Origin of the sequence: Erwinia sp. STN24 (genome assembly GCF_041320675.1) — a bacterium.
In the GTDB taxonomy this organism is placed as follows: domain Bacteria; phylum Pseudomonadota; class Gammaproteobacteria; order Enterobacterales; family Enterobacteriaceae; genus Erwinia; species Erwinia aeris.
This window is the reverse complement of record NZ_JBGGPM010000006.1, coordinates 122,648-147,849: the sequence shown is the minus strand read 5'-3', so window position 1 is coordinate 147,849 and position 25,202 is coordinate 122,648. Positions and strand designations below refer to the sequence as shown.

The following is a 25,202-nucleotide window of genomic DNA, read 5'->3' as shown; positions in this document are numbered from 1 at the left end:
GTCAAGGCATAAATCAGAGATAGAGCGAGCGGACGATCATAAAGTGACCCGCGAAATAACAGGCGGCCGTGATGGCACTGTCGGCGGCAAAGCGGCGACGATAGTGGCTAACCAGCCAAACGATATTGGCGAGCAGCAGCAGCGACGTTCCGACCATTAATGAGAAACCGTAGTCCGTCGGCCGGAAAACGTATTGCTCGGTGGTCAGCCAGACCATCAGCAGCGTCATGCCGATAAAGGTGCAAACCGGCCAGCGCAGATCCTCCAGCTTTGTCCAGATAGCCGCAATCAGCAGCGCGCCGATAACCAATACGGTCAATGGGATCGGCCAGAAGAACGTCAGCGTCATATGGCTGGCGAAGCAGATGGTATAAAGCAGATGCGAGAGGAAAAATGCGCCGATAGCGTAGAGCATCCGCCGTTCGGGCAGCAGCATCAGCGCATCGCCGACCAGCGTCGCCAGCAGACCAAACAGAATGAGATAATCCGTGGCGCTTAACGCTGGCGCTTGCCAGGCCCAGGCGAGCAGCAGTAAAAGCGTGACCGGTTTAAAGACCCAGCGCTGCCATTGCGGGCCACGGTAAGTAGCGTCAACGTACAGCCAGCCGGAAAAAAGCACTGCCAGAAACGACCAGATCATAATGTGTCCCTTTGTTTTTAGATGCTAAATTCCACAGTTCTGGTTTTAGTTTAGGACAGGGGCCAACGATGTGACAATGAGAGGTCTCTGGTTGTATTCTTTCTGTTTACGCTGCAAAAAAGAGGAAAAGTCGTGAAGCCACCCCTGATTTTTTTTATTACGCTGGCCATTATCGCCGTGCTGGCAACCCGGCAATTTATCAAACAGCGACAGGAAGTGGCGGTCAACGATGCTTCGCCCGTACGCAGCCTGCCGGTCGAAATCAAAGACAAACGGGAAGTCTCCACCTCTGCCCTACGCTCGCGCCAGCGTGAAAATATTCCGGTCGAAACAATGCGATACGAAGCGTGGTTCCATCCGCTGAACGGCGCGGGAGATTTTAAGCTGGTACTGAAAGCCAGCGACTATCACCAGCTGGCACGGGGAGAAAAGGGCGAACTACAGGTACAGGGCACGCGATTTATCGCCTTCCGGCCGCGCTGACGGCATGGCCGGAAAGACGACCCGGCCGCCTACTGTTTGGGAAACTGCTTTTTCTGCCAGGCCAGCAGTTCAAACACGCCAAAAAAGAAGATCTTAGCCTGAAGCGCGCCGCTCAGTTTTGGCGCCTCTTTAGCCTGCGTGGCGCGCATCAGCACCAGCTGTAAGCCGTGCATAATCACCATAAAGAACAGCGCGACGTTAATAAAATATTTTAGCGGCGCGGGGTAAGGATGGATCAGGTTGAGCAGCAAAAAGGCCCATACGCATACCATCAGCGCTCTGCCCAGATTAATCAGCATGGCTTTCTCTCTTCTCAGGGGAACGACGAACATAAAGACGACAGGCAACCTGTCCGGCGACCTTCTCGCGGTACAGCTGCCAGTTTACCGGCACGGGCGGCACGCCGCTTTCCACTTCGCTTTCTACATAGATTAAGGCTTCTTCCGCCAGCCAGCCCTGGCTTTCCAGCAGCGTCAGCGTTTCTTCCAGCAGCCCTTTGCGGAACGGCGGATCGATAAAGGCCATCTGGTGAGGTTCGCCAGGCTTCGCCAGAAACTGTAGCGTATTGGTATTAATCACGCGGCCGTTTGCCGCGCCCAGCGTGGCCAGGTTTTTCTCCAGCTGCTGCGCGACCGGGCGCTCCAGCTCCAGCAGCGTAGCCGAGGCCGCATGGCGCGACAGCGCTTCCAGCCCCAGCGCGCCGCTGCCGGCAAAGCAGTCCAGACAACGCGCGCCCTGAATATCGGGCGCCAGCCAGTTAAACAGCGTCTCACGCACGCGATCGGTGGTAGGGCGCAGTCCGGCACTGTCGGGCACCGGCAGCTTTCTGCCGCGCCACTGGCCGCCAATGATGCGGATCTGTCCGGCGCTGCCGCCGCGAGGTTTTTTATTCATCTGACTTAACTCTTCATAATTTGTTGCACAGTTTAACGGGCTTACCGGGCAGAGGAAACGTAAAAAGGGTGCTGTGTTGCGTCAGCAGGAAAGTGTTAGACTAGGGGATTAAGATTATTTTCAGAGACCTGACGGTTTTTTTCCCCGCGAGGAGTGTGGTTGCACCATGGCAAAAAATAAAAAACGTGGCTTTTTTTCCTGGCTGGGATTAGGACGCGAAGAAAAAGCGCCTGAGGAAGAGGTCCAAACGTCAGAACAGCAGCAGAGCGAAACCGCAGACGCCGCCACGCCCCCTGACGTGGAGCAGCGCGCCGAAGCCGTTGTAGAAGTGACGGAAACCGTCGCTCGCGAGCAGGCAGTACGAGACCCGAACGAACAGGCCAGAACAGAGCCGGAAGCGCGCGCAGCCGCTAAACCTGCCGCCAGGACGGAGCCGAAAGAGGAGCTGTTGCCGGAAGAGCTTGCGGTCGCTAAGGCGGAGCCAGAAGAAGAGTGGCTGCCGGAAGCGAGCGTAGCCGCCAGGCCGGAACCGGAAGAAGAGCCGTTGCCGGAAGAGCTTGCGGTCGCTAAGGCGGAACCAGAAGAAGAATGGCTGCCGGAAGAGACGGCGGCCGTACAGGCGGAGCCGGAACCTCTGCCTGAAGAGATTGTTGCTAACGCGCCGGAACCGGAAGAAGCTGCGATCGCCGCCGAACAGGCCGATGACATCACGCCGGAAGAACTGGAAGCCGCCGCGCTCTCTGCCGGTGCCTCAGAAGCTGAGCTGAAGGTCATTGAGGAAGAAGAATCCGTCGCTGCCGCGCTGGTTAAAGTTGAGCAGGCTAACGCCGCTGAAGAGCAGGAGCAGGCTGCGGAAGAGCAGGCGCGCCCGACCAAAGAAGGCTTCTTCGCCCGCCTGAAGCGCAGCCTGGTTAAAACGCGACAGAATTTAGGTTCCGGCTTCGTCAGCCTGTTCCGCGGTAAAAAAATCGATGATGAGCTGTTTGAAGAGTTGGAAGAGCAGCTGCTGATCGCCGACGTAGGCGTCGAGACCACGCGCCGCATCATTACCAACCTGACCGCTCAGGCAAGCCGCAAACAGCTGCGCGACGCCGAAGCGCTATACGGGCTGCTGAAGCAGGAAATGGCCGACATTCTGGCGAAAGTCGAGGCGCCGCTGGACGTCACCGGCAAAACGCCGTTCGTTATCCTGATGGTCGGCGTCAACGGCGTGGGTAAAACCACCACCATCGGCAAGCTGGCGCGCCAGTATCAGGCGGAAGGCAAATCGGTCATGCTGGCGGCGGGCGACACCTTCCGCGCGGCAGCGGTCGAACAGCTCCAGGTCTGGGGGCAGCGTAACAACATTCCTGTTGTCGCCCAGCATACTGGCGCGGATTCCGCCTCGGTCATTTTCGATGCGATTCAGGCGGCGAAAGCGCGCAACGTCGACGTCCTGATTGCCGATACGGCAGGCCGTTTGCAGAATAAATCGCACCTGATGGAAGAGCTGAAGAAAATCACGCGCGTGATGAAAAAACTGGACGAGCAGGCGCCGCACGAGGTCATGCTGACCGTTGACGCCAGCACCGGCCAGAACGCCATCAGCCAGACTAAGCTGTTCCATGAGGCGGTGGGCCTGACGGGCATCACGCTGACCAAGCTGGACGGCACCGCCAAAGGCGGCGTGATCTTCTCGGTGGCCGATCAGTTCGGTATTCCTATTCGCTACATCGGCGTCGGCGAAGGCATTGAAGATTTACGCTCGTTCAAGGCAGACGATTTTATAGAGGCACTATTTGCCCGAGAGGACTAGTTAGGATGATTCGCTTTGAAGAAGTCAGTAAGGCTTATCTCGGCGGTCGGCAAGCGCTACAGGGAGTGGATTTTCATCTGCAACCGGGAGAAATGGCGTTTCTGACCGGGCATTCCGGGGCGGGGAAAAGCACCCTGCTGAAACTGATCTGCGGCATCGAGCGCCCCAGCGCCGGCCATATCTGGTTCAGCGGGCACGACATCAGCCGCCTGAAGAGCCGGGAAGTGCCTTTTTTACGCCGCCAGATCGGCATGATTTTCCAGGATCACCATCTGCTGATGGACAGGTCCGTCTATGACAACGTGGCTATTCCGCTGATTATCGCGGGCGCAAGCGGGGAAGATATCCGCCGTCGCGTGTCTGCCGCGCTGGATAAAGTCGGTCTGCTGGACAAAGCGAAAAGTTATCCTATTCAGCTGTCGGGCGGCGAACAGCAGCGTGTTGGCATCGCTCGCGCGGTGGTTAACAAGCCTGCGGTGCTGCTGGCGGATGAACCAACCGGCAACCTGGATGAAGCCCTGTCCGAAGATATCCTGCGCCTGTTTGAAGAGTTCAACCGCGTGGGCGTGACCGTGCTGATGGCTACTCACGACCGGGCGCTGATCGCCCGCCGCAACTATCGTCTGATGACGCTGAATCAGGGGCGTCTGCACGGAGGCAACTATGGCGAATAAGCGTAACCCGCGTCCGGCCGCGCCAAAAGCGGCGAAGCAGCCTTCCAAAAGCAAAGCGCTGAAGGGCGGCTGGCAGGAGCAGTGGCGCTATGCGCTGCGCGGCACCCTGTCCGACATGTGGCGTCAGCCGCTGGCGACGCTATTGACGGTGATGGTGATCGCCATCTCTCTGACCTTGCCAAGCGTGTGCTTTATGGTGTGGAAAAACGTCAGCAGCGCGGCGCAGCAGTGGTATCCCGCGCCGCAGCTGACGGTGTATCTGAGCAAAACGCTGGATGACGACGCGGCGGAGAACGTTGTGGCCCAGCTGAAAAAAGAAGAGGGTGTGGATAAGGTTAACTACCTGTCGCGCGAAGAAGCGATGGGCGAGTTCCGCAACTGGTCCGGCTTTGGCGGCGCGATGGATATGCTGGAGCAGAATCCGCTGCCGGCCGTAGCCATCATCACGCCGCAAATCAATTTTCAAAACTCAGACACCATGAAGAACCTCAGCTCCCGCGTGGCGAAAGTGCAGGGCGTGGATGAAGTAAAAATGGACGACAGCTGGTTTGCCCGGCTGGCGGCGCTGGCAGGTTTGGTCGGCCAGGTAGCGACCATGATCGGCATCCTGATGATCGTGGCGGTCTTCCTGGTGATCGGCAACAGCGTGCGGCTCAGTATTTTTGCTCGTCGCGACACGATTAACGTGCAGAAGCTGATCGGCGCGACCGACGGCTTTATTCTGCGACCGTTTCTGTATGGCGGCGCGCTGCTGGGCTTCTGCGGCGCGCTGCTGTCGCTGGCGCTGTCCGAAATCCTGGTTTTCCGCCTGGAATCGGTGGTCACCCAGGTTGCCGCCGTGTTCGGCACCACCTTTAGCCTGCACGGGCTGGCCTGGGATGAAAGCCTGCTGCTGCTGCTGATTTCGGCCATGATCGGCTGGGTTGCCGCCTGGCTGGCGACGGTGCAACATTTACGTCGATTTACGCCGCAGTAACCTCTTCTCATTTTTTTTGGTATACTATTCCTCTGTTGCATGAGCATCGTGCCGCAGAGGAAGTCCTCCTCGTAAAAATCTTTCCGGCCTGCTCCCCTTCCCGAGAAATGTGTGTATATTACGCACAGCTGATAGTGAACTTGTGGATAACTTTGTAGTCGAAGTAGCACAGATTGCTCTCCTTTCTCGTTATCGTTCACGTAGTCTTGTGAACCGCTCAGGGAAAGTGCGGCAATATTGCTTAATACAGAGAGGGTTTGAATGACCAAAGAAATGCAAACTTTAGCTATTGCTCCTTTAGGCAACCTGGATTCCTATATCCGGGCGGCTAATGCCTGGCCTGTGCTGACGGCAGAAGAGGAAAAAGCGCTGGCTGAACGGCTGCATTACCAGGGCGATCTGGAAGCAGCCAAGAAGCTGATCCTGTCCCACCTGCGCTTTGTTGTTCATGTCGCTCGTAACTATTCCGGCTACGGTCTGCCGCAGGCGGATCTGATCCAGGAAGGTAACATCGGCCTGATGAAAGCGGTACGCCGCTTTAATCCGGAAGTGGGCGTGCGCCTGGTCTCCTTTGCCGTGCACTGGATTAAAGCCGAAATCCACGAATACGTTTTGCGTAACTGGCGCATCGTTAAGGTCGCTACCACCAAAGCGCAGCGCAAGCTGTTCTTCAACCTGCGTAAAGCCAAGCAGCGTCTGGGCTGGTTTAATCAGGATGAAGTTGAAATGGTGGCGCGCGAGCTGGGCGTAACCAGCAAAGACGTGCTCGAAATGGAGTCGCGCATGGCGGCCCAGGATATGACCTTTGATCCGACGCCGGAAGACGAAGGCGAAGGTCGCTCAATGGCACCAATGCTTTATCTGCAGGACAAATCTTCTGACTTTGCCGACGGCATTGAAGAAGACAACTGGGATAACCACGCCGCAGACAAGCTGAGCGACGCCATGCAGGGCCTGGACGAGCGCAGCCAGGACATTATCCGTGCCCGCTGGCTGGACGATGACAACAAAACCACGCTGCAGGAACTGGCCGACAAATACGGCGTTTCCGCCGAGCGCGTCCGTCAGCTTGAAAAGAACGCGATGAAAAAACTGCGCGTCGCGATTGAAGCGTAATTCGCAGCGGTAAAAAAGGCGGCCTTCGGGTCGCCTTTTTTGTTTTCAGGCTCCGCACGCTGCTAAGCTTTCTTATGCTGAAACCCCAGGCCCGACGTGCCAGACCTCAGGTTCGAACCCCAAAGCCTAAAGCCCAAAACCCAAAGCCCAAAGCCTGAATCCTAATCCCAGGCCAGAATCTTAATCCCAAGCCAGAATCCTAATCCCAGGCCAGAATCTTAATCCCAAAGCCTGAATCCTAATCCCAGGCCAGAATCTTAATCCCAAAGCCTGAATCCTAATCCCAGGCCAGAATCCTAATCCCGGGCCTGAATCCTGACCCCTGACCCGGACTTTACAGCCCGAGGCCTTATACCTGAAGCGGCTCTTGCTGCCTAAGCCCGCTGCCAAACCCAGCCGTCTGCGTCGGCGATAAATCCTTGCTTGCGCATAAAAGTCGAAAGCCCTTCGTCACCCGTCTTCGCCATCCTCCAGCGTGTTACGGCCGCGTTTTGCGCCAGCACTTCTTCCAGCAGATAGCTGCCGACGCCGCGCCTTCTGGTGACTTCCCGCACCATAAAATCCTTCAGCTCGCCCTGCGCTTCATTCAGCGTCACTTTCACCGCCGCCAGTAGCCGATCGTTGAACTTTGCCGCATAGAGCCGATGACGATCGTCCAGCCTGTTTTCCAGATCTGCCGGATCGTCTTGCGGCCAGATTTTGCTCAGATCCACAAGATCCTGAGCGCTTAAGCGTTGCAGCCTGAGAATAGTCAGTTTCATAAAAAGTTACCGTGCCGACGTGAGAGGCAGATTGTAGCGAAAACGGACGTGAAGAGGCGCGTAACTTTTTTTGTATAAAAACAAAGCAATCTGTCAGGGTGGCGTTTAAAGTTAAAGATAAACGCTGAGTTAATGCGATGAATGCAGAATAACCCGCTGGCTGAATGCCCAAACAGCCCGCATTTGTACCAGTCATTTATGCTAAAGCTGGCGGTAATATCACATGAAGTCAGTTGATTTACAGAAGAAAATTCCTGTTTAATAACCTGAAATTTATAGTCTTATTAATAAAAATGGCTGTATCCCGCGTTAACCTGTTCTTCTTATGGCGTTTATCGACGGGAGCAGTATAAAAAACAGCAAACACAAGATGGGGTAGTCAGGATGAAAATGAAAGGTAGCGCGTTTTTAGCAGGCTGCATGGCGTTGGCGCTCAGTCATGCCGCCGCCGCAGAAGACATTAAAGTAGCCATCGTTGGCGCTATGTCTGGCCCGGTTGCGCAATATGGCGATATGGAGTTCACCGGCGCGAAACAGGCTATTGCCGATATCAATGCCAAAGGCGGCGTCAACGGCAATAAACTGGTCGGCGTGCAGTATGACGACGCCTGCGATCCCAAACAGGCGGTTGCGGTCGCTAACAAAGTTATCAACGACGGTATTCGCTACGTTATCGGCCACCTTTGCTCTTCTTCCACCCAGCCCGCTTCCGATATCTATGAAGACGAAGGCGTACTGATGATTACTCCGGCGGCCACCAACGCCGACCTGACGACCCGTGGCTATAAAATGATTATGCGCACCACGGGCCTGGACTCCGATCAGGGCCCGACCGCGGCGAAATATATTCTTGAACAAATCAAACCGCAGCGTATCGCCGTGATCCACGATAAACAGCAGTACGGCGAAGGGCTGGCGCGCTCCGTGCAGGCGAGCCTGAAAAAATCGGGTGGCAACGTGGTGATGTTTGAAGGCGTGACCGCAGGCGATAAAGACTTCTCCACGCTGGTGGCGCGCCTGAAAAAAGAGAACGTCGATTTTGTCTATTTTGGCGGCTACTACCCGGAAATGGGGCAGATCCTGCGCCAGTCACGCGCGGCCGGGCTGCAAACCCGTTTTATGGGGCCAGAAGGCGTAGGCAACGCTTCGCTCTCTAATATCGCCGGCGCGGCTTCCGAAGGCATGCTGGTTACGCTGCCGAAACGTTACGATCAGGTGCCGACTAACCAACCCGTTGTCGATGCGCTGAAAGCGAAAAAGCTTGATCCAACCGGCCCGTTTGTCTGGACGACCTATGCCGCGCTACAGGCTTTAACCACCGGCATGGAGCGCAGCAAAAGCGCCGAGCCGGAAGAGATTGCTAAAAACCTGAAAGAGGGCGCGCCGGTGCCAACGGTAATGGGTGACTTAAGCTGGGACGCCAAAGGCGATCTGAAAGGCTTTGAGTTCGGCATCTTCACCTGGCATGCCGACGGCTCTTCTACCGCGGTAAAATAATAATAGCGGACGTCATACGCTGACGTCCGTAGCGCGATGCTTCACGGGCTGCCCGCATCATTGCTTACCAGGGTTTGAAGGGGTGGAAATATCGGGGTGCCGGATCGGCCCCGATAACGGACTGCTTTCCGCCCGTGTTGTTAAAGCATCTCTCTTTCCGCCTGGGCGGATAGCAGTAAGGTATTCTTTATGTCCGAGCAGTTTCTCTATTTCCTGCAGCAGATGTTCAACGGCGTCACGTTGGGCAGCACCTATGCGCTGATCGCCATCGGCTACACCATGGTGTACGGCATCATCGGCATGATCAACTTCGCTCACGGCGAAGTGTATATGATCGGCAGCTACGTCTCTTTTATCGTCATTGCCGCGCTGATGATGATGGGCATTGATGCCAGCTGGCTGTTGATCGGCGCCGGTTTTCTGGTGGCTATCGTTATCGCCAGCGCCTATGGCTGGAGCATCGAACGCGTGGCCTATAAGCCCGTGCGTTCCTCCAAGCGGCTGATCGCGTTGATATCCGCCATCGGTATGTCTATTTTTCTGCAAAACTACGTCAGCCTGACTCAGGGCTCGCGCGATCTGGCCCTGCCGGGCCTGGTCAGCGGGCAGTGGACGCTGGGCGTCAGTAACGGTTTTGCCGCCACCATCTCCACTATGCAGGTAGTGATTTGGGTGGTGACCTTTGTCGCGATGCTGGCCCTTACGCTGTTTATCCGCTACTCGCGCATGGGTCGCGCCTGCCGCGCCTGCGCCGAAGATCTGAAAATGGCCAGCCTGCTGGGTATTAACACGGATCGCGTGATCTCGCTGACCTTTGTGATCGGCGCGGCAATGGCGGCGGTAGCGGGCGTTCTGCTGGGCCAGTTCTACGGCGTCATCAATCCTTACATCGGCTTTATGGCCGGGATGAAAGCGTTCACCGCGGCCGTGCTGGGCGGCATAGGCAGCATTCCCGGCGCGATGCTGGGCGGCCTGATCCTGGGCATTGCCGAAGCGCTGACCTCCGCCTACCTCAGCACTGAATATAAAGACGTGGTCTCTTTTGCGCTGCTGATCGTTGTGCTGCTGGTAATGCCAACCGGCATTCTGGGCCGTCCGGAGGTAGAAAAGGTATGAAAAACCTGCTTAACGCCTCTGTTTCCGCGCTGATGCTGGTGGTGCTGGCCGCCTTCTTTATGGGGATGCGCCTTAGCCTGGACGGCACGCATCTGGTGGTTAACAACGCCGGCAGCGTGCGCTGGAACTGGATCGCCCTCGGCTGCGCCGTGGTCTTTTTCTTTCAGCTGCTGCGGCCGGTTTTTCAGCGCGGGCTAAAGAAAATTTCCGCGCCTTCGCTGGTGCTGCCGGGCATTGACGGCTCCACGCCAAAGCAGAAACTCTTTTTGCTGCTGCTGATCGTCGCCGCTGCGGCCTGGCCTTTTATGGTGTCTCGCGGCACGGTCGATATCGCCACGCTGACCCTGATTTATGTAATGCTGGGCCTGGGACTGAACGTGGTGGTCGGGCTTTCCGGCCTGCTGGTGCTGGGCTACGGCGGCTTTTACGCCATCGGCGCCTACACCTTTGCGCTGCTTAATCACTACTTCGGTCTGGGCTTCTGGGAATGTTTGCCGCTGGCGGGCATCGTGGCCGCGCTGTTCGGCCTGCTGCTGGGTTTTCCGGTACTGCGCCTGCGCGGTGATTACCTGGCGATAGTCACGCTGGGCTTTGGCGAAATCGTCCGTATTCTGCTGCTGAACAACACCGAGATCACCGGTGGGCCAAACGGCATCAGCCAGATCCCGAAACCGTCGTTTTTCGGTCTGGAGTTTAACCGCAGCGTGCGCGACGGCGGCTGGGACACCTTCCACCATTTCTTTAACCTGAAATACGATCCCAGCGACCGCATTATCTTTCTCTATATGGTGGCGCTGCTGCTGGTTGTGCTGACGCTGTTTGTGATCAACCGGCTGCTGAGAATGCCGCTGGGTCGCGCCTGGGAAGCGCTGCGCGAGGATGAAATCGCCTGTCGTTCGCTGGGCCTCAGTCCGACGCGCATCAAGCTCACCGCCTTTACCATCAGCGCCGCTTTTGCTGGTTTCGCGGGGAGTCTGTTCGCTGCGCGGCAGGGCTTTGTCAGCCCGGAGTCCTTCACCTTCGCCGAATCAGCCTTTGTGCTGGCTATCGTGGTGTTAGGCGGCATGGGGTCGCAGTTCGCCGTGATCCTCGCTGCCGTGCTGCTGGTGGTTTCACGCGAGCTGATGCGCGATCTGAATGAATACAGCATGCTGGTGCTGGGCGGCCTGATGGTGCTGATGATGATCTGGCGACCGCAAGGCCTGCTGCCGATGCAGCGTCCGCACCTGAAGTTAAAAAGCGTGAAAAAAGGAGAGCAGCCATGAAGCCTTTATTGGCCGTAAACGGCCTGATGATGCGCTTTGGCGGCCTGCTCGCGGTCAACAACGTCGAGCTGGAGCTGCGAGAGCAGGAGATCGTCTCGCTGATTGGCCCCAACGGCGCGGGTAAGACTACGGTATTTAACTGCCTGACCGGTTTTTACCGGCCGACGGGCGGCAGTATCAGGCTGGGCGAGCGCCAGCTGGCGGGCCTGGCGGGGCAGGAGATCGCGCGGATGGGTATCGTGCGCACTTTCCAGCACGTTCGCCTGTTCCGTGAAATGACGGTGATTGAAAACCTGCTGGTAGCGCAGCATCAACATCTGAAAAGCGGCGTGTTTGCCGGACTGCTGAAAACGCCGGGCTTCCGTAAAGCGGAAAGCGAAGCGCTGGACCGGGCGGCCAGCTGGCTGGATCGCGTAGGATTACTGACGCTCGCTAACCGTCAGGCGGGCAATCTGGCCTACGGTCAGCAGCGTCGCCTGGAAATCGCCCGCTGTATGGTTACGCGCCCGCAAATCCTGATGCTGGATGAACCGGCGGCGGGCCTGAACCCCAAAGAGACGCTGGAGCTGGACGAGCTGATCGCCGAGCTGCGCAACGAACACAAGGTGTCGGTACTGTTGATTGAACACGATATGAAACTGGTCATGGGCATTTCCGATCGCATCTATGTGGTCAATCAGGGCACGCCGCTGGCAAACGGCACGCCGGAAGAGATCCGCAACAACCCGGACGTGATCCGCGCTTATCTGGGAGAAGCATAAAATGGCTATGCTTTCTCTGGAAAACGTCAGCGCGCACTATGGAAAAATCCAGGCATTGCACAGCGTCAGTCTGCATATCAATCAGGGCGAAATCGTTACGTTGATTGGGGCTAACGGCGCGGGGAAAACCACCATTCTGGGTACGCTCTGCGGAGAACCGCGTGCGACTCAGGGACGGGTGGTTTTTGACGGCAAGGATATTACCGACTGGCAAACGGCGCGCATTATGCGCGAGGCGATAGCCATCGTGCCGGAAGGCCGCCGGGTCTTTTCCCGCATGACGGTAGATGAGAACCTGGCGATGGGTGGTTTTTTTGCCGATCGTCAGCAGTATCAGTCACGTATCAGGCGCGTCTACGAGCTTTTTCCGCGACTTTATGAACGCCGCGTGCAGCGTGCGGGCACCATGTCCGGCGGCGAACAGCAGATGCTGGCGATTGGCCGCGCGCTGATGAGCCAGCCGCGCCTGCTGCTGCTGGACGAGCCGTCGCTGGGGCTGGCGCCGATCATTATTCAGCAGATCTTCGACACCATCGAGCAGCTACGTCAGGAGGGAATGACCATCTTCCTGGTGGAACAAAACGCCAATCAGGCGCTGAAACTGGCCGATCGCGGTTACGTGCTGGAGAACGGCCACGTGGTGCTGAGCGACAGCGGCGAGGCGCTATTGGCTAACGAAGCGGTACGCAGCGCCTATCTGGGCGGCTGAGATTACGGGGCTGGTTTACCGGCCCCTTTATTATTTCCGGTACTTTTTAATTAATAGTCTGCTTATTTTCCACGTTATTAAAATGTTCTCCCGCTTATTCTCTTTCTGAAGTTTTCTGTATTTATTTTTCAAGCCAACGCTGCGTAACCTTAGAAAATACCGCCTTAAAACATTGCAGATAGCTACGTAGTAGGAGTATGATTTTTGTTCAGCAGTGAATGGAAAACAAGCACAAGGAGAGGCTATGCTGGCAGGAAGAAACAGAATAGGTTATCTGCTGGGCGAGGGCGCATGATAAAATTATTACTGCCTACATTACTATTTATCGGCCTGACAAACGTGGGTTTTGCCAGTGCTGTAGCTGCTGGATATAATTTAAACTCGCTTTGCAATGCGAATAAAAAATCAGAAATTAAAAGTGTGTGTATAAATAATTTCCAGGTACAGAAGGAAGAATATAAAAAAACCTATAATGGATTTTACAGAAAGATCATCTCTGAAAGAGAGCGTATAGATAATTTTACCGATTTTATCAATAATATTGAAGAAAGCGAGAGGCTATGGGAAAAGTACATAATCAGAGAGTGCTCGGCAGAAGCCTCTTTGAAAAAACAATACTCAGATGATTACCTGTTTACCTATGAAAGTTGCATGGCGCATCATTATGTTAATAAAACAAAGTATTATAAGTATTTTAAATTAGATTAATTTAATGTTTTTGGGGTGCTTTTTGCGTATTAACTTTCTTATAAGCCTTATCAATAATCAATTCTTTAAATTTTATCAATAAATCTTCGGGTTAGAAAATTCAGGTTTTCAGCATTTTTTAATTTCCTTTAGCTAATTATCTTCATTTAACACTCTCTTTTCTATAGCTGCTTCTTTTGCATTACTTATTATAAATAATTAAAATTCTATTGCGGATATGCACGAAGCAGGCGTATGATTTTTGTTCATATTTGAATGACGAATAAGCACAAGGAGAGGCTATGTCGGAACCAAAGGAGGGGCTACTTACTTTTCGCGCGGAAGGCAATAATTTCAGAGGAAGTCGTTATTATTCCAGAGTTATTCACTGGCCTGGCAATGCCTCAGCTTGTCAGGGGGATGCGTCGGGCGTGACGATTGGACGCGGATTCGATATGGGCAGCAGAACCAAAGCCGAATCCTATGGTTATTTGATAAAGGCCGGGTTAGAGGCGAAAAAAGCAGAAAAAATTTCTACAGGTAGCCGGCTTAAATTTTGTCAGGCTGAAAAATTTGTCAGACAGCATAAAAATGAAATTGGTGAGATAACCGAAGTGCAGCAACTGAAGCTGTTTGAAGCAGTCTATGATGAATATATCATTGATGCAAAAATATTTTATAATAAGTACTGCAAGCCTGCCTCGATCTCATGGTTGGATTTAGATCAAAGAATTAAAGATGTTTTTATTGATATGAAGTACCAGGGCGTGCTTCGTACTGGCATGGCCAGATTTTTTTCAAATAATGACAAGAATGATGTTGTCAGGCTGATAAAAACGCACTCCCGACTGAAAAAAGATGATGAAAATCGGCAAAGGATAAAATATTTATTGGAAAATAGAAAATGAAAATAAATTTGATTTTTATAATTCTGTTGGCACTGTTTTATACCTTTCTTTGCACTGTAAACGCGCAGGTTGAGTTTGAACATGTGAGATTTATCGGAGGTGCTTATAATATATATATCAACGATAGTGACTGCCAAGTTTTGACTGATTGCAAAAAAGTTAAAGCTGAAATAGTTGATAAGGGAAAAAAGGAAAAGTATAGCGTCTTTGGGGAGACTATTACAACAGGATTCGGGCGTAATCTAAGAGGATATAATTTTTATCGAGGAAACTATAAGTATGAAATATCTCGCCCAGAGACAAGATTAAACAATCAGTCAGACCTGAGTAAATGGGTTTTAACCATTTACAAAAAAAATGGTCGTGAGGGTTTTAACAAAATTTTTAGCGAGGAAGGCGAGATGAATATTTGATACTTCCTCAATCAAACCGCGCAGAAGAATTTCATGTTGTGCTTAGCTGTATTTGTAACGATAACCTGTTATCGCCGTTATCGCTGTTATCGCTGTTATCGCCGTTATCGCCGTTATCGCCGTTATCGCCGTTATCGCCGTTATCGCCGTTATCGCCGTTATCGCCGTTATCGTCGCTACCTCCGTCTTCTCTCCGTCACCAGCCCGTCATCCGGCTGTCATGCCATTGTTATCTTTCCGTCATTTTTGCATGTCATTTTACCTGCCGAAGCGTTACAGGGCGCGGCTTTGCGCGTAACAACACCGGGTACAGGAAACCGACATGCCATTGTTCTTCCGACATACCATATGTATTGCACTGGGGCTGGCCTTTAGCGCACAGGCGCTGGCTGTCACCGAGATCCCTTTCTGGCACTCGATGGAGGGCGAGCTGGGCGTAGAGGTCAATTCGCTGGCGCAGCGCTTTAACCAATCGCACCCTGATTACAAAATAGTGCCTACCTATAAAGGTAACTACGAGCAAAGCCTGGCTGCGGGGATCGCCGCCGTGCGTTCTGACCGCGCACCTGCCATTCTTCAGGTTTATGAAGTCGGCACCGCCACGATGATGGCTTCACGGGCAATTGTGCCGGTGTACGAGGTTTTTAAAAACGCGGGTATTGCCTTCGATGAAAAACAGTTTGTGCCGACGGTAGCGGGCTATTACAGCGATGCCAAAACCGGCCATCTGATCTCCCAGCCTTTCAACAGTTCTACGCCGGTGCTTTATTACAACAAGGACGCTTTTAAAAAAGCGGGTCTGGATCCGGAGCAGCCGCCGAAAACCTGGCAGGCGCTGGCTAAAGATGCCGAAGCGCTGCGTAAAGCAGGCATGAGCTGCGGCTATGCCAGCGGCTGGCAGGGCTGGATCCAGATCGAGAACTTCAGCGCCTGGCACGGCCTGCCGGTCGCTACACAAAACAATGGCTTTGACGGCACCGATGCAGAGCTGGAATTTAATAAGTCGACCCAGGTACGCCATATTCAGCAGCTCGCAGAGATGAATAAAAAAGGCGACTTTACCTATTTTGGCCGTAAAGACGAATCCACCGCCAAGTTCTATAACGGCGACTGCGGTATCACCACGGCATCCTCCGGCTCGCTGGCCGATATCCGTCACTATGCCAAATTTAACTATGGTGTCGGCATGATGCCGTACGACGAGACGGTGCCGAACGCCCCACAAAACGCCATTATCGGTGGCGCCAGCCTGTGGGTAATGAAAGGGAAAGATGAAGCGACCTATAAAGGCGTGGCATCGTTTATGCAGTTCCTGACACAGCCGGAAATCGCCGCCGAATGGCACCAGAAAACAGGCTATCTGCCGATCACCACGGCGGCCTACGAGCTGACCCGTCAGCAGGGCTTCTACGAGAAAAATCCGGGCGCCGATATCGCTACGCGTCAGATGCTGAACAAGCCGCCGCTGCCGTTCACTAAAGGGATGCGGCTGGGCAATATGCCGCAGATCCGCACTATCGTGGATGAGGAGCTGGAAGGCGTCTGGACCGGCAAAAAAACGCCGCAGGCCGCGCTGGATAACGCAGTGAAGCGTGGCAATCTCCTGCTCAGGCGCTTTGAGCAAACCGTTAAGCCATAATCTGTAGCGCTGCCGTGCTATACAGCGTACGGCAGCGCCTCGCTAAAACCCTCGCGCCGCACCGTTATCGAGCTTTATATGTCCTCTTCACGCCCTGTTTTTCGTTCACGCTGGCTGCCTTATTTATTAATGTTGCCGCAGCTGTTGATTACGCTGATTTTTTTCCTGTGGCCCGCTGGTGAAGCCTTATGGTATTCGGTGCAGCGCGTCGATCCTTTTGGTCTTTCCAGCACGTTTGTCGGCATGGAAAATTTCACCAGGCTGCTGGACGATGAGTACTATCTCGATTCCTTTAAAACCACGCTGATTTTTAGCGGCCTGGTTACGGTCATCGGCCTGATCGTTTCGCTGTTTTTTGCCGCGCTGACCGATCATGTCCTGCGCCTGAAGCGCTTTTACCAGACGCTGTTTCTGCTGCCTTATGCAGTAGCGCCTGCGGTAGCGGCGGTGCTGTGGATGTTCCTGTTCAGTCCGGGGCAGGGCCTGATTACGCATTTTCTGGCGCAGCTGGGCTATAGCTGGAACCATGCGCAAAACAGCGGCCAGGCGATGACGCTGGTCGTGCTGGCTTCCGTCTGGCAGCAAATGAGCTATAACTTCCTGTTCTTTTTTGCGGCGCTTCAGTCCATTCCCAAATCGCTGATCGAAGCGGCGGCTATCGACGGCGCAGGCCCGGTACGCCGTTTTTTTTACCTCTCGCTGCCGCTGATTACGCCGGTGGGCTTCTTTCTGGTGGTGGTCAATCTGGTATACGCCTTCTTTGACACTTTCCCAGTGATCGATGCCGCCACGGGCGGCGGGCCGGTGCAGTCCACCACCACGCTTATCTACAAAATCTATCGCGAAGGCTTTGCCGGTCTGGATCTCTCTTCTTCTTCCGCACAGTCGGTGGTGCTGATGGTGTTGGTCATCGGGCTGACGGTGATCCAGTTCCGTTTTGTTGAGAAAAAGGTGCGCTACCAATGATTGAAAACCGACGCGGGCTGGCCCTTTTCAGTCAGATCATGCTGGGTCTGGGCGCGCTTACCGTGCTGTTTCCGCTCTATGTCGCTTTTGTGGCCGCTACGCTGAACGACAGCGAGGTGTTCCGGGTACCGATGTCGCTGATCCCCGGCCGTTCGCTGTGGCACAACGTGAGCTTTATCTGGCAGCACGGCGTGGGACAGAACAGCGCGCCTTTCGGCAGGATGCTGTTTAACAGCACGCTGATGGCGCTGGCGATAACTACAGGGAAGATTTCGGTTTCTATCCTCTCCGCTTTTGCGCTGGTCTGGTTTCGCTTTCCGCTGCGCGGCCTGTTTTTCTGGATGATTTTTATCACGCTGATGCTGCCGGTCGAGGTGCGCATTTTCCCGACGGTAGAAGTGATTGCAGACCTGAAGATGCTGGATAGCTATAGCGGGCTGACGCTGCCGCTGATGGCCTCCGCCACCGCCACCTTCCTGTTTCGCCAGTTTTTTATGACGCTGCCTGACGAGCTGGTCGAAGCGGCGCGCATCGACGGCGCCGGGCCAATGCGCTTCTTTTGGGACATTGTGCTGCCGCTGTCGAAAACCAATCTGGCCGCGCTGTTTGTTATCACCTTTATCTATGGCTGGAACCAGTATCTCTGGCCGCTGCTGATTATTAATGATGTTGATTTGGGCACCGCCGTGGCGGGCATTCGCAGCATGATCGGCACCGGCGACGGCACGCCCACGCAGTGGAATCTGGTGATGGCCGCAATGCTGCTGACCATGATCCCGCCGGTAGTGATTGTTTTAGTGATGCAGCGCGCTTTCGTTCGCGGGCTGGTAGAGAGCGAGAAATAGCATGGCAGGGGTAAAATTTCAGGCCGTTACCAAAACGTACGACGGTAAAAACCAGATTATTCAGCCGCTTGACGTCGATATTCGCGACGGTGAGTTTATGGTGATGGTTGGCCCTTCCGGCTGCGGTAAATCGACGCTGTTGCGCATGGTCGCCGGGCTGGAAAGGGTCAGCAGCGGCGATATCTATATCGACAGCGAACGCGTCACCGAGCGGGAGCCGAAAGATCGCGGCATCGCGATGGTTTTCCAGAACTATGCGCTTTATCCCCATATGAGCGTGGAAGAAAACATGGCATGGGGGCTGAAAATTCGCGGCATGGGCAAAGCGCATATCCGCCAGCGCGTGCTGGAAACGGCGAAAAGCCTGGAGCTGGAAGCGCTGCTGCACCGTCGTCCGCGCGAGCTTTCCGGCGGTCAGCGGCAGCGGGTGGCGATGGGTCGCGCTATCGTTCGCGAACCGGCGGTTTTCCTGTTTGATGAGCCGTTATCGAATCTGGACGCGCGGCTGCGGGTGCAGATGCGGCTGGAGCTACAGCAGCTGCATCGTCGCCTGCAGACTACCAGCCTGTACGTGACGCACGATCAGGTGGAGGCGATGACGCTGGCGCAGCGGGTGATGGTGATGAACAAAGGCGTGCTGGAGCAGCTGGGCACGCCGGTAGAGATTTATGAGCGTCCGGCCACGCGCTTCGTTGCCAGCTTTATTGGCGCGCCTGCGATGAACCTGCTGGAAGGCGAGATCGATCCGACCGGCACGCGGCTGCTGCTGGGCGACAGCGCCGTGACGCTGCCTCAGGCCAGGCCGCAGTGGGCCGGACGCCGATTGACGTTGGGGATCCGCCCAGAGCATATTAAACTGGCCGATCGGCAAAGCGGGCTGGCGCTGACGGTGGATACGCTGGAAATGCTGGGCGCGGACAACCTGGCGCACGGGCGCTGGGGCGGCCACAATATGGTGGTGCGGCTGCCGCACATCGAGCGCCCGGCCATCGGCAGCCTGCTGTGGCTACAGCTGCCGGCTGATTCGCTACACTTCTTTGATACTGACAACGGACAACGGCTCGAATGACTGCTAAAGCCTGGCCTTACCCGACCATCGTCGCGCATCGCGGCGGCGGCAAGCTGGCCCCGGAAAACACCCTCGCCGGTATTGATACCGGCGCGCGGCTGGGGCACAAGATGATTGAGTTCGACGTCAAGCTCTCGCTGGACGGCGAAATTTTTTTGCTGCATGACGACACGCTCGACAGAACCAGCAACGGCTGGGGCATCGCCGGACAGCTGCCATGGGAAAAGCTGATCCAGCTGGATGCGGGCGGCTGGTTTGGCAAAGATTTCACCGGCGAGCGTCTGCCGCTGCTGTCTCAGGTGGCGCAGCGCTGCGCCTCTTACGGCATGATGGCAAATATTGAAATCAAGCCCACAACAGGTCTGGAAGCGGAAACCGGACGCGTGGTGGCGCTGGCCGCGCGCGAGCTGTGGCATCGGCAGACCGCGCCGCTGCTCTCCTCGTTCTCTTTTGAAGCGCTGGAAGCCGCCATGCAGGCCGCGCCGGAGCTGCCGCGCGGGTTGCTGCTGCACGAATGGCATGACGACTGGCAGCAGCTGACGCAGCGGCTGGATTGCGTCTCGGTACATTTCAATCATAAGGTGCTGGATCGGGAGAGAGTGGCGGCACTCAAAGCGGCGGAGCTGCGGATTCTGGTTTATACGGTTAATCAACCCGAAAGGGCAAAAGAGCTGCTGGACTGGGGCGTTGACGCCATCTGTACCGACCGCATTGACCTGATAGGCGCAGATTTCACTTGAAGACGCTGATACAGCTAGCGCCTTACTGAACGCGCGTCGGCTGCTGGCCTGACCTTAATGTGTATTCTGGCTGAGTGGTGCTGCCGGGCTGCGATTGATAGCACCGAATCGTCGAACCGACGCGATTCGGCTACAGTCCCATCTTAATCCCTATTCTGCTGCACCAACGGCTGAGTAATGCTACCGGGCGGTGATTGATATCGCCGGATCGTCCAACTGGGGCAATCCGGCTGTTGGCCTGACCTTAATTTGTATTCTGCTGCACCGACGGCTGAGTAGTGCTGCCGGGCTGCGTCTGCAACACGCGCTGGGAAGCGCTGTTACGCTGATCCTGCACCTTTCGCTGTAGCTGCTGGCTTTGCTGCTGCTGATCCTGCTGCAGTTTCCGCTGTTGCTGAACCTGCTGCGTCTGCATCTGCTGCTGCATCCGCTGCGAGCTGGGGTTATAGCCCGGCTGGTTAGGCTGATTATTATTTAGCATATTGGCCATGCCGCTTAACGGCAGCAGCGCGGCACACACGAGTAACCATTTCATTAAATACCTCCCTAAGCTGTCTATCCAGTGTATGTCAGCCGCGCTGTTCTGGCCTGAGGGCCAGTCTGAATTTGTAGGTTTTCTCGCCTTTTCGCTTGTTTTGTGCATAGTTAGAGACGGTAAACAAACGTAAATAATTCTAATAAGAGGTGAATATGGGGCAGGGCAGAGTGACGCTGGCAGCATCGCTGATAGCAGGACTGATTTTCTGGCAGGGCGCGACGGCAGCGCCCACCGCGCCGCCAATCTCGTACGGCGTGGACGCCGATACTTTCCATCCGGTAAAAGAGCAGCACGGCATGGTCGCCTCGGTAGATGCGCTCGCCACCCAGGCAGGCGTGGACGTGCTGAAACGCGGCGGCAATGCGGTAGATGCCGCCATCGCCGTCGGCTATGCGCTGGCCGTCACGCATCCGCAGGCCGGTAACCTTGGCGGCGGCGGTTTTATGCTAATCCGCACCGCTTCCGGCCATGCTACCGCCATCGATTTTCGTGAAATGGCACCGATTAAAGCCAGTCGCGATATGTTTTTAGACGCCCAGGGCAACGCCGACGGTAAAAAGTCGCTGACCTCCCATCTGGCTTCCGGCGTGCCGGGCACCGTGGCCGGTTTCGCGCTGGCGAATAAAGAGTACGGCACGTTGCCGCTGGCGCAGCTGATCGCACCGGCCATCAGGCTGGCGGAAAAAGGCATCGTGGTTAACGAAGCGCTGGCTGATGATTTGAAAGTGTACGGCAAAGAAGTGCTGATTACGCACCCCAACAGTAAAGCCGTTTTTTATAAAGCAGACGGCCAGCCCTACGCGCGCGGCGAAAAGCTGGTGCAGCATAATCTTGCCCGTAGCCTGCGGCTGATTGCGACGCAAGGCCCGGACGCTTTCTATAAAGGGGAGATCGCCTCGGAAATCGCCGCGGAAATGGCGGCGAACGGCGGCCTGATCGGCAAAGCGGATCTGGCCAATTATAAAGCGGTCGAGCGTAAGCCCATCAGCGGCACCTATCGCGGTTATGAAGTCTTTTCTATGCCACCGCCTTCTTCCGGCGGGATCCATATTGTGGAAATCCTCAATATCCTGGAAAACTTCGATCTGGCGAAAATGGGCTTTGGCAGCGCCGACGCCATGCAGGTGATGGCGGAAGCGGAAAAACATGCCTATGCCGATCGTTCTGAGTATCTGGGCGATCCTGATTTTGTGAAAGTGCCGTGGCAGGCGCTGACCAGCAAAGCCTATGCAAAATCGCTGGCGCAGCAGATTGACGTGAACAAAGCGCTGCCTTCGACAGAGATTAAACCCGGCAAGCTGGCGCCTTATGAGAGCAACCAGACCACGCATTTTTCCGTGGTGGACAAGCAGGGCAATGCGGTCGCGGTGACCTATACGCTGAACACCTATTTTGGCAGCGGGATCGTGGCGGGCAAGAGCGGCATTTTGCTCAACAACGAAATGGACGATTTTTCCGCCAAGCCGGGCACGCCGAATATCTATGGTCTGGTCGGCGGTGAGGCAAATGCGGTGCAGCCTTACAAAAGGCCGCTCTCTTCCATGTCGCCGACCATCGTCGCCAAAGACGGCAAAACCTGGCTGGTAACGGGCAGTCCGGGCGGCAGCCGTATTATTACAACCGTGCTGCAAATGGTCGTTAACAGCATCGATTTCGGTATGAACGTGGCGGAAGCGACCAACGCGCCGCGCTTTCACCATCAGTGGTTGCCGGATCAGCTGCGCGTGGAGAAAGGCTTCAGCCCGGATACGCTGAAGCTGCTGGAGGCAAAAGGGCAGCACGTTAAGGTACTGCCTGCGATGGGCAGCACGCAGAGCATTATGATCGGCCCGGACGGCACCCTGTATGGCGCTTCCGATCCTCGCTCTGTTGACGATCTGACGGCAGGTTATTAACGAGAGGGGGCGATATTTTATCGCCCCTGTGTTTTAAGCGGCGCGCAAACGCGCCATATAGAGCGCATCCACCTGTTTGCCGTTGCGTACGGCATAGCGCCGCGCCACGCCTTCCGTTTCAAAACCAAACCGCTGATACAATCTTACCGCCGTGTCGTTGTCGGCAAATACCGTTAGCTCAATGCGCTCGACGCTCAGCCAGCTATCGCACAGGCTGACCATCTCCTGCATCAATGCGGAGGCCACGCCGCGACCACGGTAGTGATAATCGACGCAGAGTCCAAAAGTCGCGGTATGCCGCCGACGCGCGCGGCCATTAACCTCCAGATATAAGTCGCCGACCACCTGTTCATCAACGCAGGCGACCAGCCGCTGCATGCCGGGCTGAAGTTTCTGTAGACGTTCCTGAACAAGCTGAAGCGAGGGATGAGGAAGCTGTAGCGTGTCGGTGTAGGTTTCCGGCTGGCTGACAATACGATGCAGCGCGGCAGCGTCTTCAACGACGGCGTGTCTTATCACTATCTCACTCATTCTCTCGCTCCTTTTGGTTATTTCCTGCTTAAATTCAGGGGATTCTGGCGCAAAAGCAAGCGAAAAAAATGCCGCAGAGGCTTTACAAGTGCGAATGATAATGATTATTATTGTCATGCGTTTTCGATTTGGGCTTCACGGACCGGTCGGGAAGGCACGACATTGCTCACATTGCTTCCAATATTATTTAGCCAGCTCGGGTGCTGGCTTTTTTTTTGCCTGCCCGGCGGCAACCTCCGTTTTCTCCCTTCTTATCTGCTTGCGCAAACGGTCTGAAAGACGCCTGTTAATTTCATCGAATAATTTGAACAGAGGAGACAATTTTCTCCGCTATCTTCCCGGTCAGCACAGGTCCAGACTATGTGAAAACGTTGAGGAGGATTGAACATGATTTACTTACGCAAAGCACAAGAACGCGGTCACGCTAACCACGGCTGGCTGGACAGCTGGCACACGTTTTCTTTTGCTAACTACTACGACGCCAACTTTATGGGCTTCTCGGCGCTGCGAGTGATTAACGAAGATGTTATTGATGGGGGCCAGGGCTTCGGCACTCATCCCCATAAAGATATGGAAATCCTGACGTATGTGCTTTCCGGTACCGTTGAGCATGAAGACAGCATGGGCAATAAGGAGCAGATCCCGGCGGGCGAGTTCCAGATTATGAGCGCCGGCACCGGCGTGCGTCACTCTGAGTACAACGCCAGCAAAGACGTGCCGCTGCACCTGTATCAGATCTGGATTATTCCGGAAAGAACGGGCATCACGCCACGTTACGATCAGCGTCGTTTCGCGGATGTTCAGGGCCGCCAGCTGGTGCTGTCGCCGGATGCGCGTGAAGGCTCGCTGAAAGTTTATCAGGATATGACGCTTTCCCGCTGGGTGCTGAAGCAGGGCGAGCAGGATACCGTACAGGTTGAGCCGAACCGTCGTATCTGGATCCAGGTGGTGAAAGGCGATGTCACGGTCAACGGCGAAAAAGCGGGCACCAGCGACGCTTTCGCAATCTGGGATGAAGCTTCGCTGAGCCTGGAAGCCGCCAGCGACGCCGAAATCCTGCTGTTCGATCTGCCGCCGGTTTAAGATCACACTTTGGGCGCGGCCTGCCGCGCCCTTCACCGTTTTCCCGCCAATTTTGTTACACTCAAGCGATCCACCCTCTGACTCCCTGAAAATAATGAAGAAGAAAAGACCGGTGCTACAGGACGTTGCCGATCGTGTGGGCATCACCAAGATGACCGTCAGCCGCTATCTGCGCAATCCCGATCAGGTTTCCGTTGCCTTGCAAAGCCGTATTGCCGCCGCGCTCGATGAGCTGGGCTATATCCCTAACCGCGCGCCCGATATTTTATCTAACGCCACCAGCCGGGCGATCGGCGTGCTGCTGCCTTCTCTTACCAACCAGGTTTTCGCCGACGTGCTGCGCGGCATCGAAGCCGTAACCGATGCGGCAGGTTATCAGACCATGCTGGGCCATTTTGGCTACAGCGCGGAAAAAGAAGAGCTACAGATGCGCTCGCTGCTGGGCTGGAATATCGACGGGCTGATCCTGACCGAACGCACCCACACGCCAGCCAGCCTGCGGATGATCGAAACCGCAGGGATCCCGGTGCTGGAGATGATGGACTGCGTTTCGCCTTGCCTGGATCTGGCGGTAGGGTTTGATAACGTCGAGGCGGCGCGGCAGATGACTCACGCTATCCTGCGCAAGGGACATCGCCGCACGGTTTATCTGGGGGCGAGGCTGGACGAACGTACTTTGCTGAAGCATCAGGGTTATGAACAGGCGATGCGCGAAGCGAACCTGGAGCCGCGCAGCATCATGATGGAAGAAGCCTCTTCTTTTTCGATGGGCGGCACGCTGATGCTGGCGGCGCAGCAGCGCTATCCTGATACAGACAGTCTGTTTTGCACCAACGATGATTTAGCGATAGGCGCCATGTTTGAATGCCAGCGGCAGGGGCTGCGCGTGCCGCAGGATATTGCTATCGCGGGCTTCCACGGCCACGACATCACCCAGGTGGTCACGCCAGAGCTGGCCACCGTGCTGACGCCGCGTGAAAAAATGGGGCAGGTTTCCGCCTCGCTCCTGCTGGCGCGCATTCGCGGCGAGCAAACCGGATCGCAGCAGATCGACGTCGGCTTTACGATTTCTGAAGGCGGCAGTATTTGATTCCATAGAGCCGATCCCGTCGGCTCTGTTTGATCCCATAGAGCCGATCTGCCCGGTTCTTTGTCCCTTTGTGCCGCAGCCACTCCTAATCTGTCATTTTTTTGAACCATC

General features: G+C 55.3%; 27 protein-coding genes. 21 read left to right on the top strand and 6 right to left on the bottom strand.

Going from position 1 to position 25,202, the window contains the following annotated elements:
• Window positions 1-13 precede the first annotated feature (13 nt).
• Window positions 14-640 (bottom strand): lysoplasmalogenase, encoded by a 627-nt coding sequence (locus tag ACA373_RS18840; RefSeq protein ID WP_253457472.1) that lies wholly within the window; start codon window positions 638-640, stop codon window positions 14-16.
• 132 nt (window positions 641-772) lie between these two features.
• On the opposite strand from ACA373_RS18840, the gene ACA373_RS18835 reads away from it, so the two are divergent.
• Window positions 773-1,123 (top strand): DUF2500 domain-containing protein, encoded by a 351-nt coding sequence (locus ACA373_RS18835; protein WP_253457475.1) that lies wholly within the window; start codon window positions 773-775, stop codon window positions 1,121-1,123.
• A gap of 29 nt (window positions 1,124-1,152) precedes the next feature.
• On the opposite strand, the gene ACA373_RS18830 is transcribed toward ACA373_RS18835, so the two are convergent.
• Together ACA373_RS18830 and rsmD are read right to left on the bottom strand one after the other, a co-directional pair.
• Entirely contained in the window at window positions 1,153-1,422 is a 270-nt protein-coding gene (locus ACA373_RS18830) for a DUF1145 family protein (protein WP_253457478.1), read from the bottom strand.
• The gene (gene rsmD / locus ACA373_RS18825; protein WP_253457481.1) at window positions 1,412-2,017 is read right to left on the bottom strand and encodes a 16S rRNA (guanine(966)-N(2))-methyltransferase; all 606 of its coding nucleotides are present in this window, start codon (window positions 2,015-2,017) and stop codon (window positions 1,412-1,414) included. Before rsmD ends, ACA373_RS18830 begins: the two co-directional genes overlap by 11 nt.
• Before the next feature lie 166 nt (window positions 2,018-2,183).
• Between rsmD and ftsY the strand changes: the two genes are divergently transcribed.
• From ftsY to rpoH, 4 genes are all read left to right on the top strand, one after another.
• Window positions 2,184-3,812 carry a signal recognition particle-docking protein FtsY gene (gene ftsY / locus ACA373_RS18820; RefSeq protein WP_370734953.1) on the top strand — a complete coding sequence of 543 codons (1,629 nt, stop codon included), beginning with the start codon at window positions 2,184-2,186 and terminating at the stop codon, window positions 3,810-3,812.
• 5 nt (window positions 3,813-3,817) lie between these two features.
• Window positions 3,818-4,486 (top strand): cell division ATP-binding protein FtsE, encoded by a 669-nt coding sequence (gene ftsE, locus ACA373_RS18815; protein ID WP_125289938.1) that lies wholly within the window; start codon window positions 3,818-3,820, stop codon window positions 4,484-4,486.
• Window positions 4,476-5,462: a permease-like cell division protein FtsX gene (gene ftsX, locus ACA373_RS18810; RefSeq protein WP_253457488.1), complete on the top strand. Its 987-nt coding sequence runs from the start codon at window positions 4,476-4,478 to the stop codon at window positions 5,460-5,462. The genes ftsE and ftsX overlap by 11 nt, the downstream gene beginning before the upstream one ends.
• 261 nt (window positions 5,463-5,723) lie before the next feature.
• Window positions 5,724-6,578: an RNA polymerase sigma factor RpoH gene (gene rpoH / locus ACA373_RS18805; RefSeq protein WP_125289936.1), complete on the top strand. Its 855-nt coding sequence runs from the start codon at window positions 5,724-5,726 to the stop codon at window positions 6,576-6,578.
• A gap of 374 nt (window positions 6,579-6,952) precedes the next feature.
• Here the strand turns inward: rpoH and panM are convergent, their stop codons facing one another.
• Window positions 6,953-7,339: an aspartate 1-decarboxylase autocleavage activator PanM gene (gene panM / locus ACA373_RS18800; RefSeq protein WP_253457491.1), complete on the bottom strand. Its 387-nt coding sequence runs from the start codon at window positions 7,337-7,339 to the stop codon at window positions 6,953-6,955.
• A gap of 384 nt (window positions 7,340-7,723) precedes the next feature.
• On the opposite strand from panM, the gene ACA373_RS18795 reads away from it, so the two are divergent.
• From ACA373_RS18795 to ugpQ, 13 genes are all read left to right on the top strand, one after another.
• The gene (locus ACA373_RS18795) at window positions 7,724-8,836 is read left to right on the top strand and encodes a branched-chain amino acid ABC transporter substrate-binding protein (RefSeq protein ID WP_253457494.1); all 1,113 of its coding nucleotides are present in this window, start codon (window positions 7,724-7,726) and stop codon (window positions 8,834-8,836) included.
• Window positions 8,837-9,025: 189 nt separating this feature from the next.
• Window positions 9,026-9,952 carry a high-affinity branched-chain amino acid ABC transporter permease LivH gene (livH, locus tag ACA373_RS18790; RefSeq protein ID WP_125289933.1) on the top strand — a complete coding sequence of 309 codons (927 nt, stop codon included), beginning with the start codon at window positions 9,026-9,028 and terminating at the stop codon, window positions 9,950-9,952.
• Window positions 9,949-11,217 carry a high-affinity branched-chain amino acid ABC transporter permease LivM gene (locus ACA373_RS18785; protein ID WP_253457497.1) on the top strand — a complete coding sequence of 423 codons (1,269 nt, stop codon included), beginning with the start codon at window positions 9,949-9,951 and terminating at the stop codon, window positions 11,215-11,217. The genes livH and ACA373_RS18785 overlap by 4 nt, the downstream gene beginning before the upstream one ends.
• Entirely contained in the window at window positions 11,214-11,978 is a 765-nt protein-coding gene (gene livG / locus ACA373_RS18780) for a high-affinity branched-chain amino acid ABC transporter ATP-binding protein LivG (RefSeq protein ID WP_253457500.1), read from the top strand. Before ACA373_RS18785 ends, livG begins: the two co-directional genes overlap by 4 nt.
• Window position 11,979: 1 nt before the next feature.
• Window positions 11,980-12,687 (top strand): high-affinity branched-chain amino acid ABC transporter ATP-binding protein LivF, encoded by a 708-nt coding sequence (gene livF / locus ACA373_RS18775; RefSeq protein ID WP_253457502.1) that lies wholly within the window; start codon window positions 11,980-11,982, stop codon window positions 12,685-12,687.
• A 204-nt stretch (window positions 12,688-12,891) separates the two neighbouring features.
• Window positions 12,892-13,395, top strand: coding sequence for a lysozyme inhibitor LprI family protein (locus ACA373_RS18770; protein WP_370734952.1), 504 nt, complete (start codon window positions 12,892-12,894; stop codon window positions 13,393-13,395).
• Window positions 13,396-13,676: 281 nt separating this feature from the next.
• Window positions 13,677-14,282 carry a pesticin C-terminus-like muramidase gene (locus tag ACA373_RS18765; protein ID WP_370734951.1) on the top strand — a complete coding sequence of 202 codons (606 nt, stop codon included), beginning with the start codon at window positions 13,677-13,679 and terminating at the stop codon, window positions 14,280-14,282.
• The gene (locus tag ACA373_RS18760; protein ID WP_370734950.1) at window positions 14,279-14,695 is read left to right on the top strand and encodes a hypothetical protein; all 417 of its coding nucleotides are present in this window, start codon (window positions 14,279-14,281) and stop codon (window positions 14,693-14,695) included. The genes ACA373_RS18765 and ACA373_RS18760 overlap by 4 nt, the downstream gene beginning before the upstream one ends.
• 322 nt (window positions 14,696-15,017) lie before the next feature.
• On the top strand, window positions 15,018-16,334 hold the full coding sequence (ugpB, locus tag ACA373_RS18755; protein ID WP_370734949.1) for a sn-glycerol-3-phosphate ABC transporter substrate-binding protein UgpB: 1,317 nt from the start codon (window positions 15,018-15,020) through the stop codon (window positions 16,332-16,334).
• Window positions 16,335-16,412: 78 nt separating this feature from the next.
• Window positions 16,413-17,300 (top strand): sn-glycerol-3-phosphate ABC transporter permease UgpA, encoded by an 888-nt coding sequence (ugpA, locus tag ACA373_RS18750; RefSeq protein WP_301730919.1) that lies wholly within the window; start codon window positions 16,413-16,415, stop codon window positions 17,298-17,300.
• On the top strand, window positions 17,297-18,145 hold the full coding sequence (ugpE, locus tag ACA373_RS18745; RefSeq protein WP_253457522.1) for a sn-glycerol-3-phosphate ABC transporter permease UgpE: 849 nt from the start codon (window positions 17,297-17,299) through the stop codon (window positions 18,143-18,145). The genes ugpA and ugpE overlap by 4 nt, the downstream gene beginning before the upstream one ends.
• A gap of 1 nt (window position 18,146) precedes the next feature.
• Entirely contained in the window at window positions 18,147-19,214 is a 1,068-nt protein-coding gene (locus ACA373_RS18740; RefSeq protein ID WP_253457525.1) for a sn-glycerol-3-phosphate import ATP-binding protein UgpC, read from the top strand.
• Window positions 19,211-19,954 carry a glycerophosphodiester phosphodiesterase gene (gene ugpQ, locus ACA373_RS18735; protein ID WP_253457528.1) on the top strand — a complete coding sequence of 248 codons (744 nt, stop codon included), beginning with the start codon at window positions 19,211-19,213 and terminating at the stop codon, window positions 19,952-19,954. Before ACA373_RS18740 ends, ugpQ begins: the two co-directional genes overlap by 4 nt.
• A 244-nt stretch (window positions 19,955-20,198) precedes the next feature.
• On the opposite strand, the gene ACA373_RS18730 is transcribed toward ugpQ, so the two are convergent.
• Window positions 20,199-20,489: a DUF2756 domain-containing protein gene (locus ACA373_RS18730; protein ID WP_253457530.1), complete on the bottom strand. Its 291-nt coding sequence runs from the start codon at window positions 20,487-20,489 to the stop codon at window positions 20,199-20,201.
• Window positions 20,490-20,644: 155 nt separating this feature from the next.
• Between ACA373_RS18730 and ggt the strand changes: the two genes are divergently transcribed.
• Entirely contained in the window at window positions 20,645-22,387 is a 1,743-nt protein-coding gene (gene ggt, locus ACA373_RS18725) for a gamma-glutamyltransferase (RefSeq protein WP_253457532.1), read from the top strand.
• A gap of 33 nt (window positions 22,388-22,420) precedes the next feature.
• On the opposite strand, the gene ACA373_RS18720 is transcribed toward ggt, so the two are convergent.
• The gene (locus tag ACA373_RS18720) at window positions 22,421-22,918 is read right to left on the bottom strand and encodes a GNAT family N-acetyltransferase (RefSeq protein ID WP_301251861.1); all 498 of its coding nucleotides are present in this window, start codon (window positions 22,916-22,918) and stop codon (window positions 22,421-22,423) included.
• A gap of 387 nt (window positions 22,919-23,305) precedes the next feature.
• On the opposite strand from ACA373_RS18720, the gene ACA373_RS18715 reads away from it, so the two are divergent.
• Together ACA373_RS18715 and gntR are read left to right on the top strand one after the other, a co-directional pair.
• Window positions 23,306-24,001: a pirin family protein gene (locus ACA373_RS18715; protein WP_253457539.1), complete on the top strand. Its 696-nt coding sequence runs from the start codon at window positions 23,306-23,308 to the stop codon at window positions 23,999-24,001.
• A gap of 94 nt (window positions 24,002-24,095) precedes the next feature.
• Window positions 24,096-25,091, top strand: a complete 996-nt coding sequence (gene gntR / locus ACA373_RS18710) for a gluconate operon transcriptional repressor GntR (RefSeq protein WP_253457542.1) — start codon at window positions 24,096-24,098, stop codon at window positions 25,089-25,091.
• The last annotated feature ends 111 nt before the right edge of the window (window positions 25,092-25,202 follow it).

Coding starts and splice junctions, on each gene's coding strand:
- ugpB (WP_370734949.1), top strand. CDS start 15,018: ATGCCATTGTTCTTCCGACATACCATATGTATTGCACTGGGGCTGGCC.
- livF (WP_253457502.1), top strand. CDS start 11,980: ATGGCTATGCTTTCTCTGGAAAACGTCAGCGCGCACTATGGAAAAATC.
- rsmD (WP_253457481.1), bottom strand. CDS start 2,017: ATGAATAAAAAACCTCGCGGCGGCAGCGCCGGACAGATCCGCATCATT.
- ugpA (WP_301730919.1), top strand. CDS start 16,413: ATGTCCTCTTCACGCCCTGTTTTTCGTTCACGCTGGCTGCCTTATTTA.
- ftsE (WP_125289938.1), top strand. CDS start 3,818: ATGATTCGCTTTGAAGAAGTCAGTAAGGCTTATCTCGGCGGTCGGCAA.
- ggt (WP_253457532.1), top strand. CDS start 20,645: ATGGGGCAGGGCAGAGTGACGCTGGCAGCATCGCTGATAGCAGGACTG.
- ACA373_RS18720 (WP_301251861.1), bottom strand. CDS start 22,918: ATGAGTGAGATAGTGATAAGACACGCCGTCGTTGAAGACGCTGCCGCG.
- ftsX (WP_253457488.1), top strand. CDS start 4,476: ATGGCGAATAAGCGTAACCCGCGTCCGGCCGCGCCAAAAGCGGCGAAG.
- ACA373_RS18840 (WP_253457472.1), bottom strand. CDS start 640: ATGATCTGGTCGTTTCTGGCAGTGCTTTTTTCCGGCTGGCTGTACGTT.
- ugpE (WP_253457522.1), top strand. CDS start 17,297: ATGATTGAAAACCGACGCGGGCTGGCCCTTTTCAGTCAGATCATGCTG.
- gntR (WP_253457542.1), top strand. CDS start 24,096: ATGAAGAAGAAAAGACCGGTGCTACAGGACGTTGCCGATCGTGTGGGC.
- ACA373_RS18785 (WP_253457497.1), top strand. CDS start 9,949: ATGAAAAACCTGCTTAACGCCTCTGTTTCCGCGCTGATGCTGGTGGTG.
- ACA373_RS18760 (WP_370734950.1), top strand. CDS start 14,279: ATGAAAATAAATTTGATTTTTATAATTCTGTTGGCACTGTTTTATACC.
- livG (WP_253457500.1), top strand. CDS start 11,214: ATGAAGCCTTTATTGGCCGTAAACGGCCTGATGATGCGCTTTGGCGGC.
- ACA373_RS18830 (WP_253457478.1), bottom strand. CDS start 1,422: ATGCTGATTAATCTGGGCAGAGCGCTGATGGTATGCGTATGGGCCTTT.
- ACA373_RS18795 (WP_253457494.1), top strand. CDS start 7,724: ATGAAAATGAAAGGTAGCGCGTTTTTAGCAGGCTGCATGGCGTTGGCG.
- ACA373_RS18715 (WP_253457539.1), top strand. CDS start 23,306: ATGATTTACTTACGCAAAGCACAAGAACGCGGTCACGCTAACCACGGC.
- livH (WP_125289933.1), top strand. CDS start 9,026: ATGTCCGAGCAGTTTCTCTATTTCCTGCAGCAGATGTTCAACGGCGTC.
- panM (WP_253457491.1), bottom strand. CDS start 7,339: ATGAAACTGACTATTCTCAGGCTGCAACGCTTAAGCGCTCAGGATCTT.
- rpoH (WP_125289936.1), top strand. CDS start 5,724: ATGACCAAAGAAATGCAAACTTTAGCTATTGCTCCTTTAGGCAACCTG.
- ugpQ (WP_253457528.1), top strand. CDS start 19,211: ATGACTGCTAAAGCCTGGCCTTACCCGACCATCGTCGCGCATCGCGGC.
- ftsY (WP_370734953.1), top strand. CDS start 2,184: ATGGCAAAAAATAAAAAACGTGGCTTTTTTTCCTGGCTGGGATTAGGA.
- ACA373_RS18730 (WP_253457530.1), bottom strand. CDS start 20,489: ATGAAATGGTTACTCGTGTGTGCCGCGCTGCTGCCGTTAAGCGGCATG.
- ACA373_RS18740 (WP_253457525.1), top strand. CDS start 18,147: ATGGCAGGGGTAAAATTTCAGGCCGTTACCAAAACGTACGACGGTAAA.
- ACA373_RS18765 (WP_370734951.1), top strand. CDS start 13,677: ATGTCGGAACCAAAGGAGGGGCTACTTACTTTTCGCGCGGAAGGCAAT.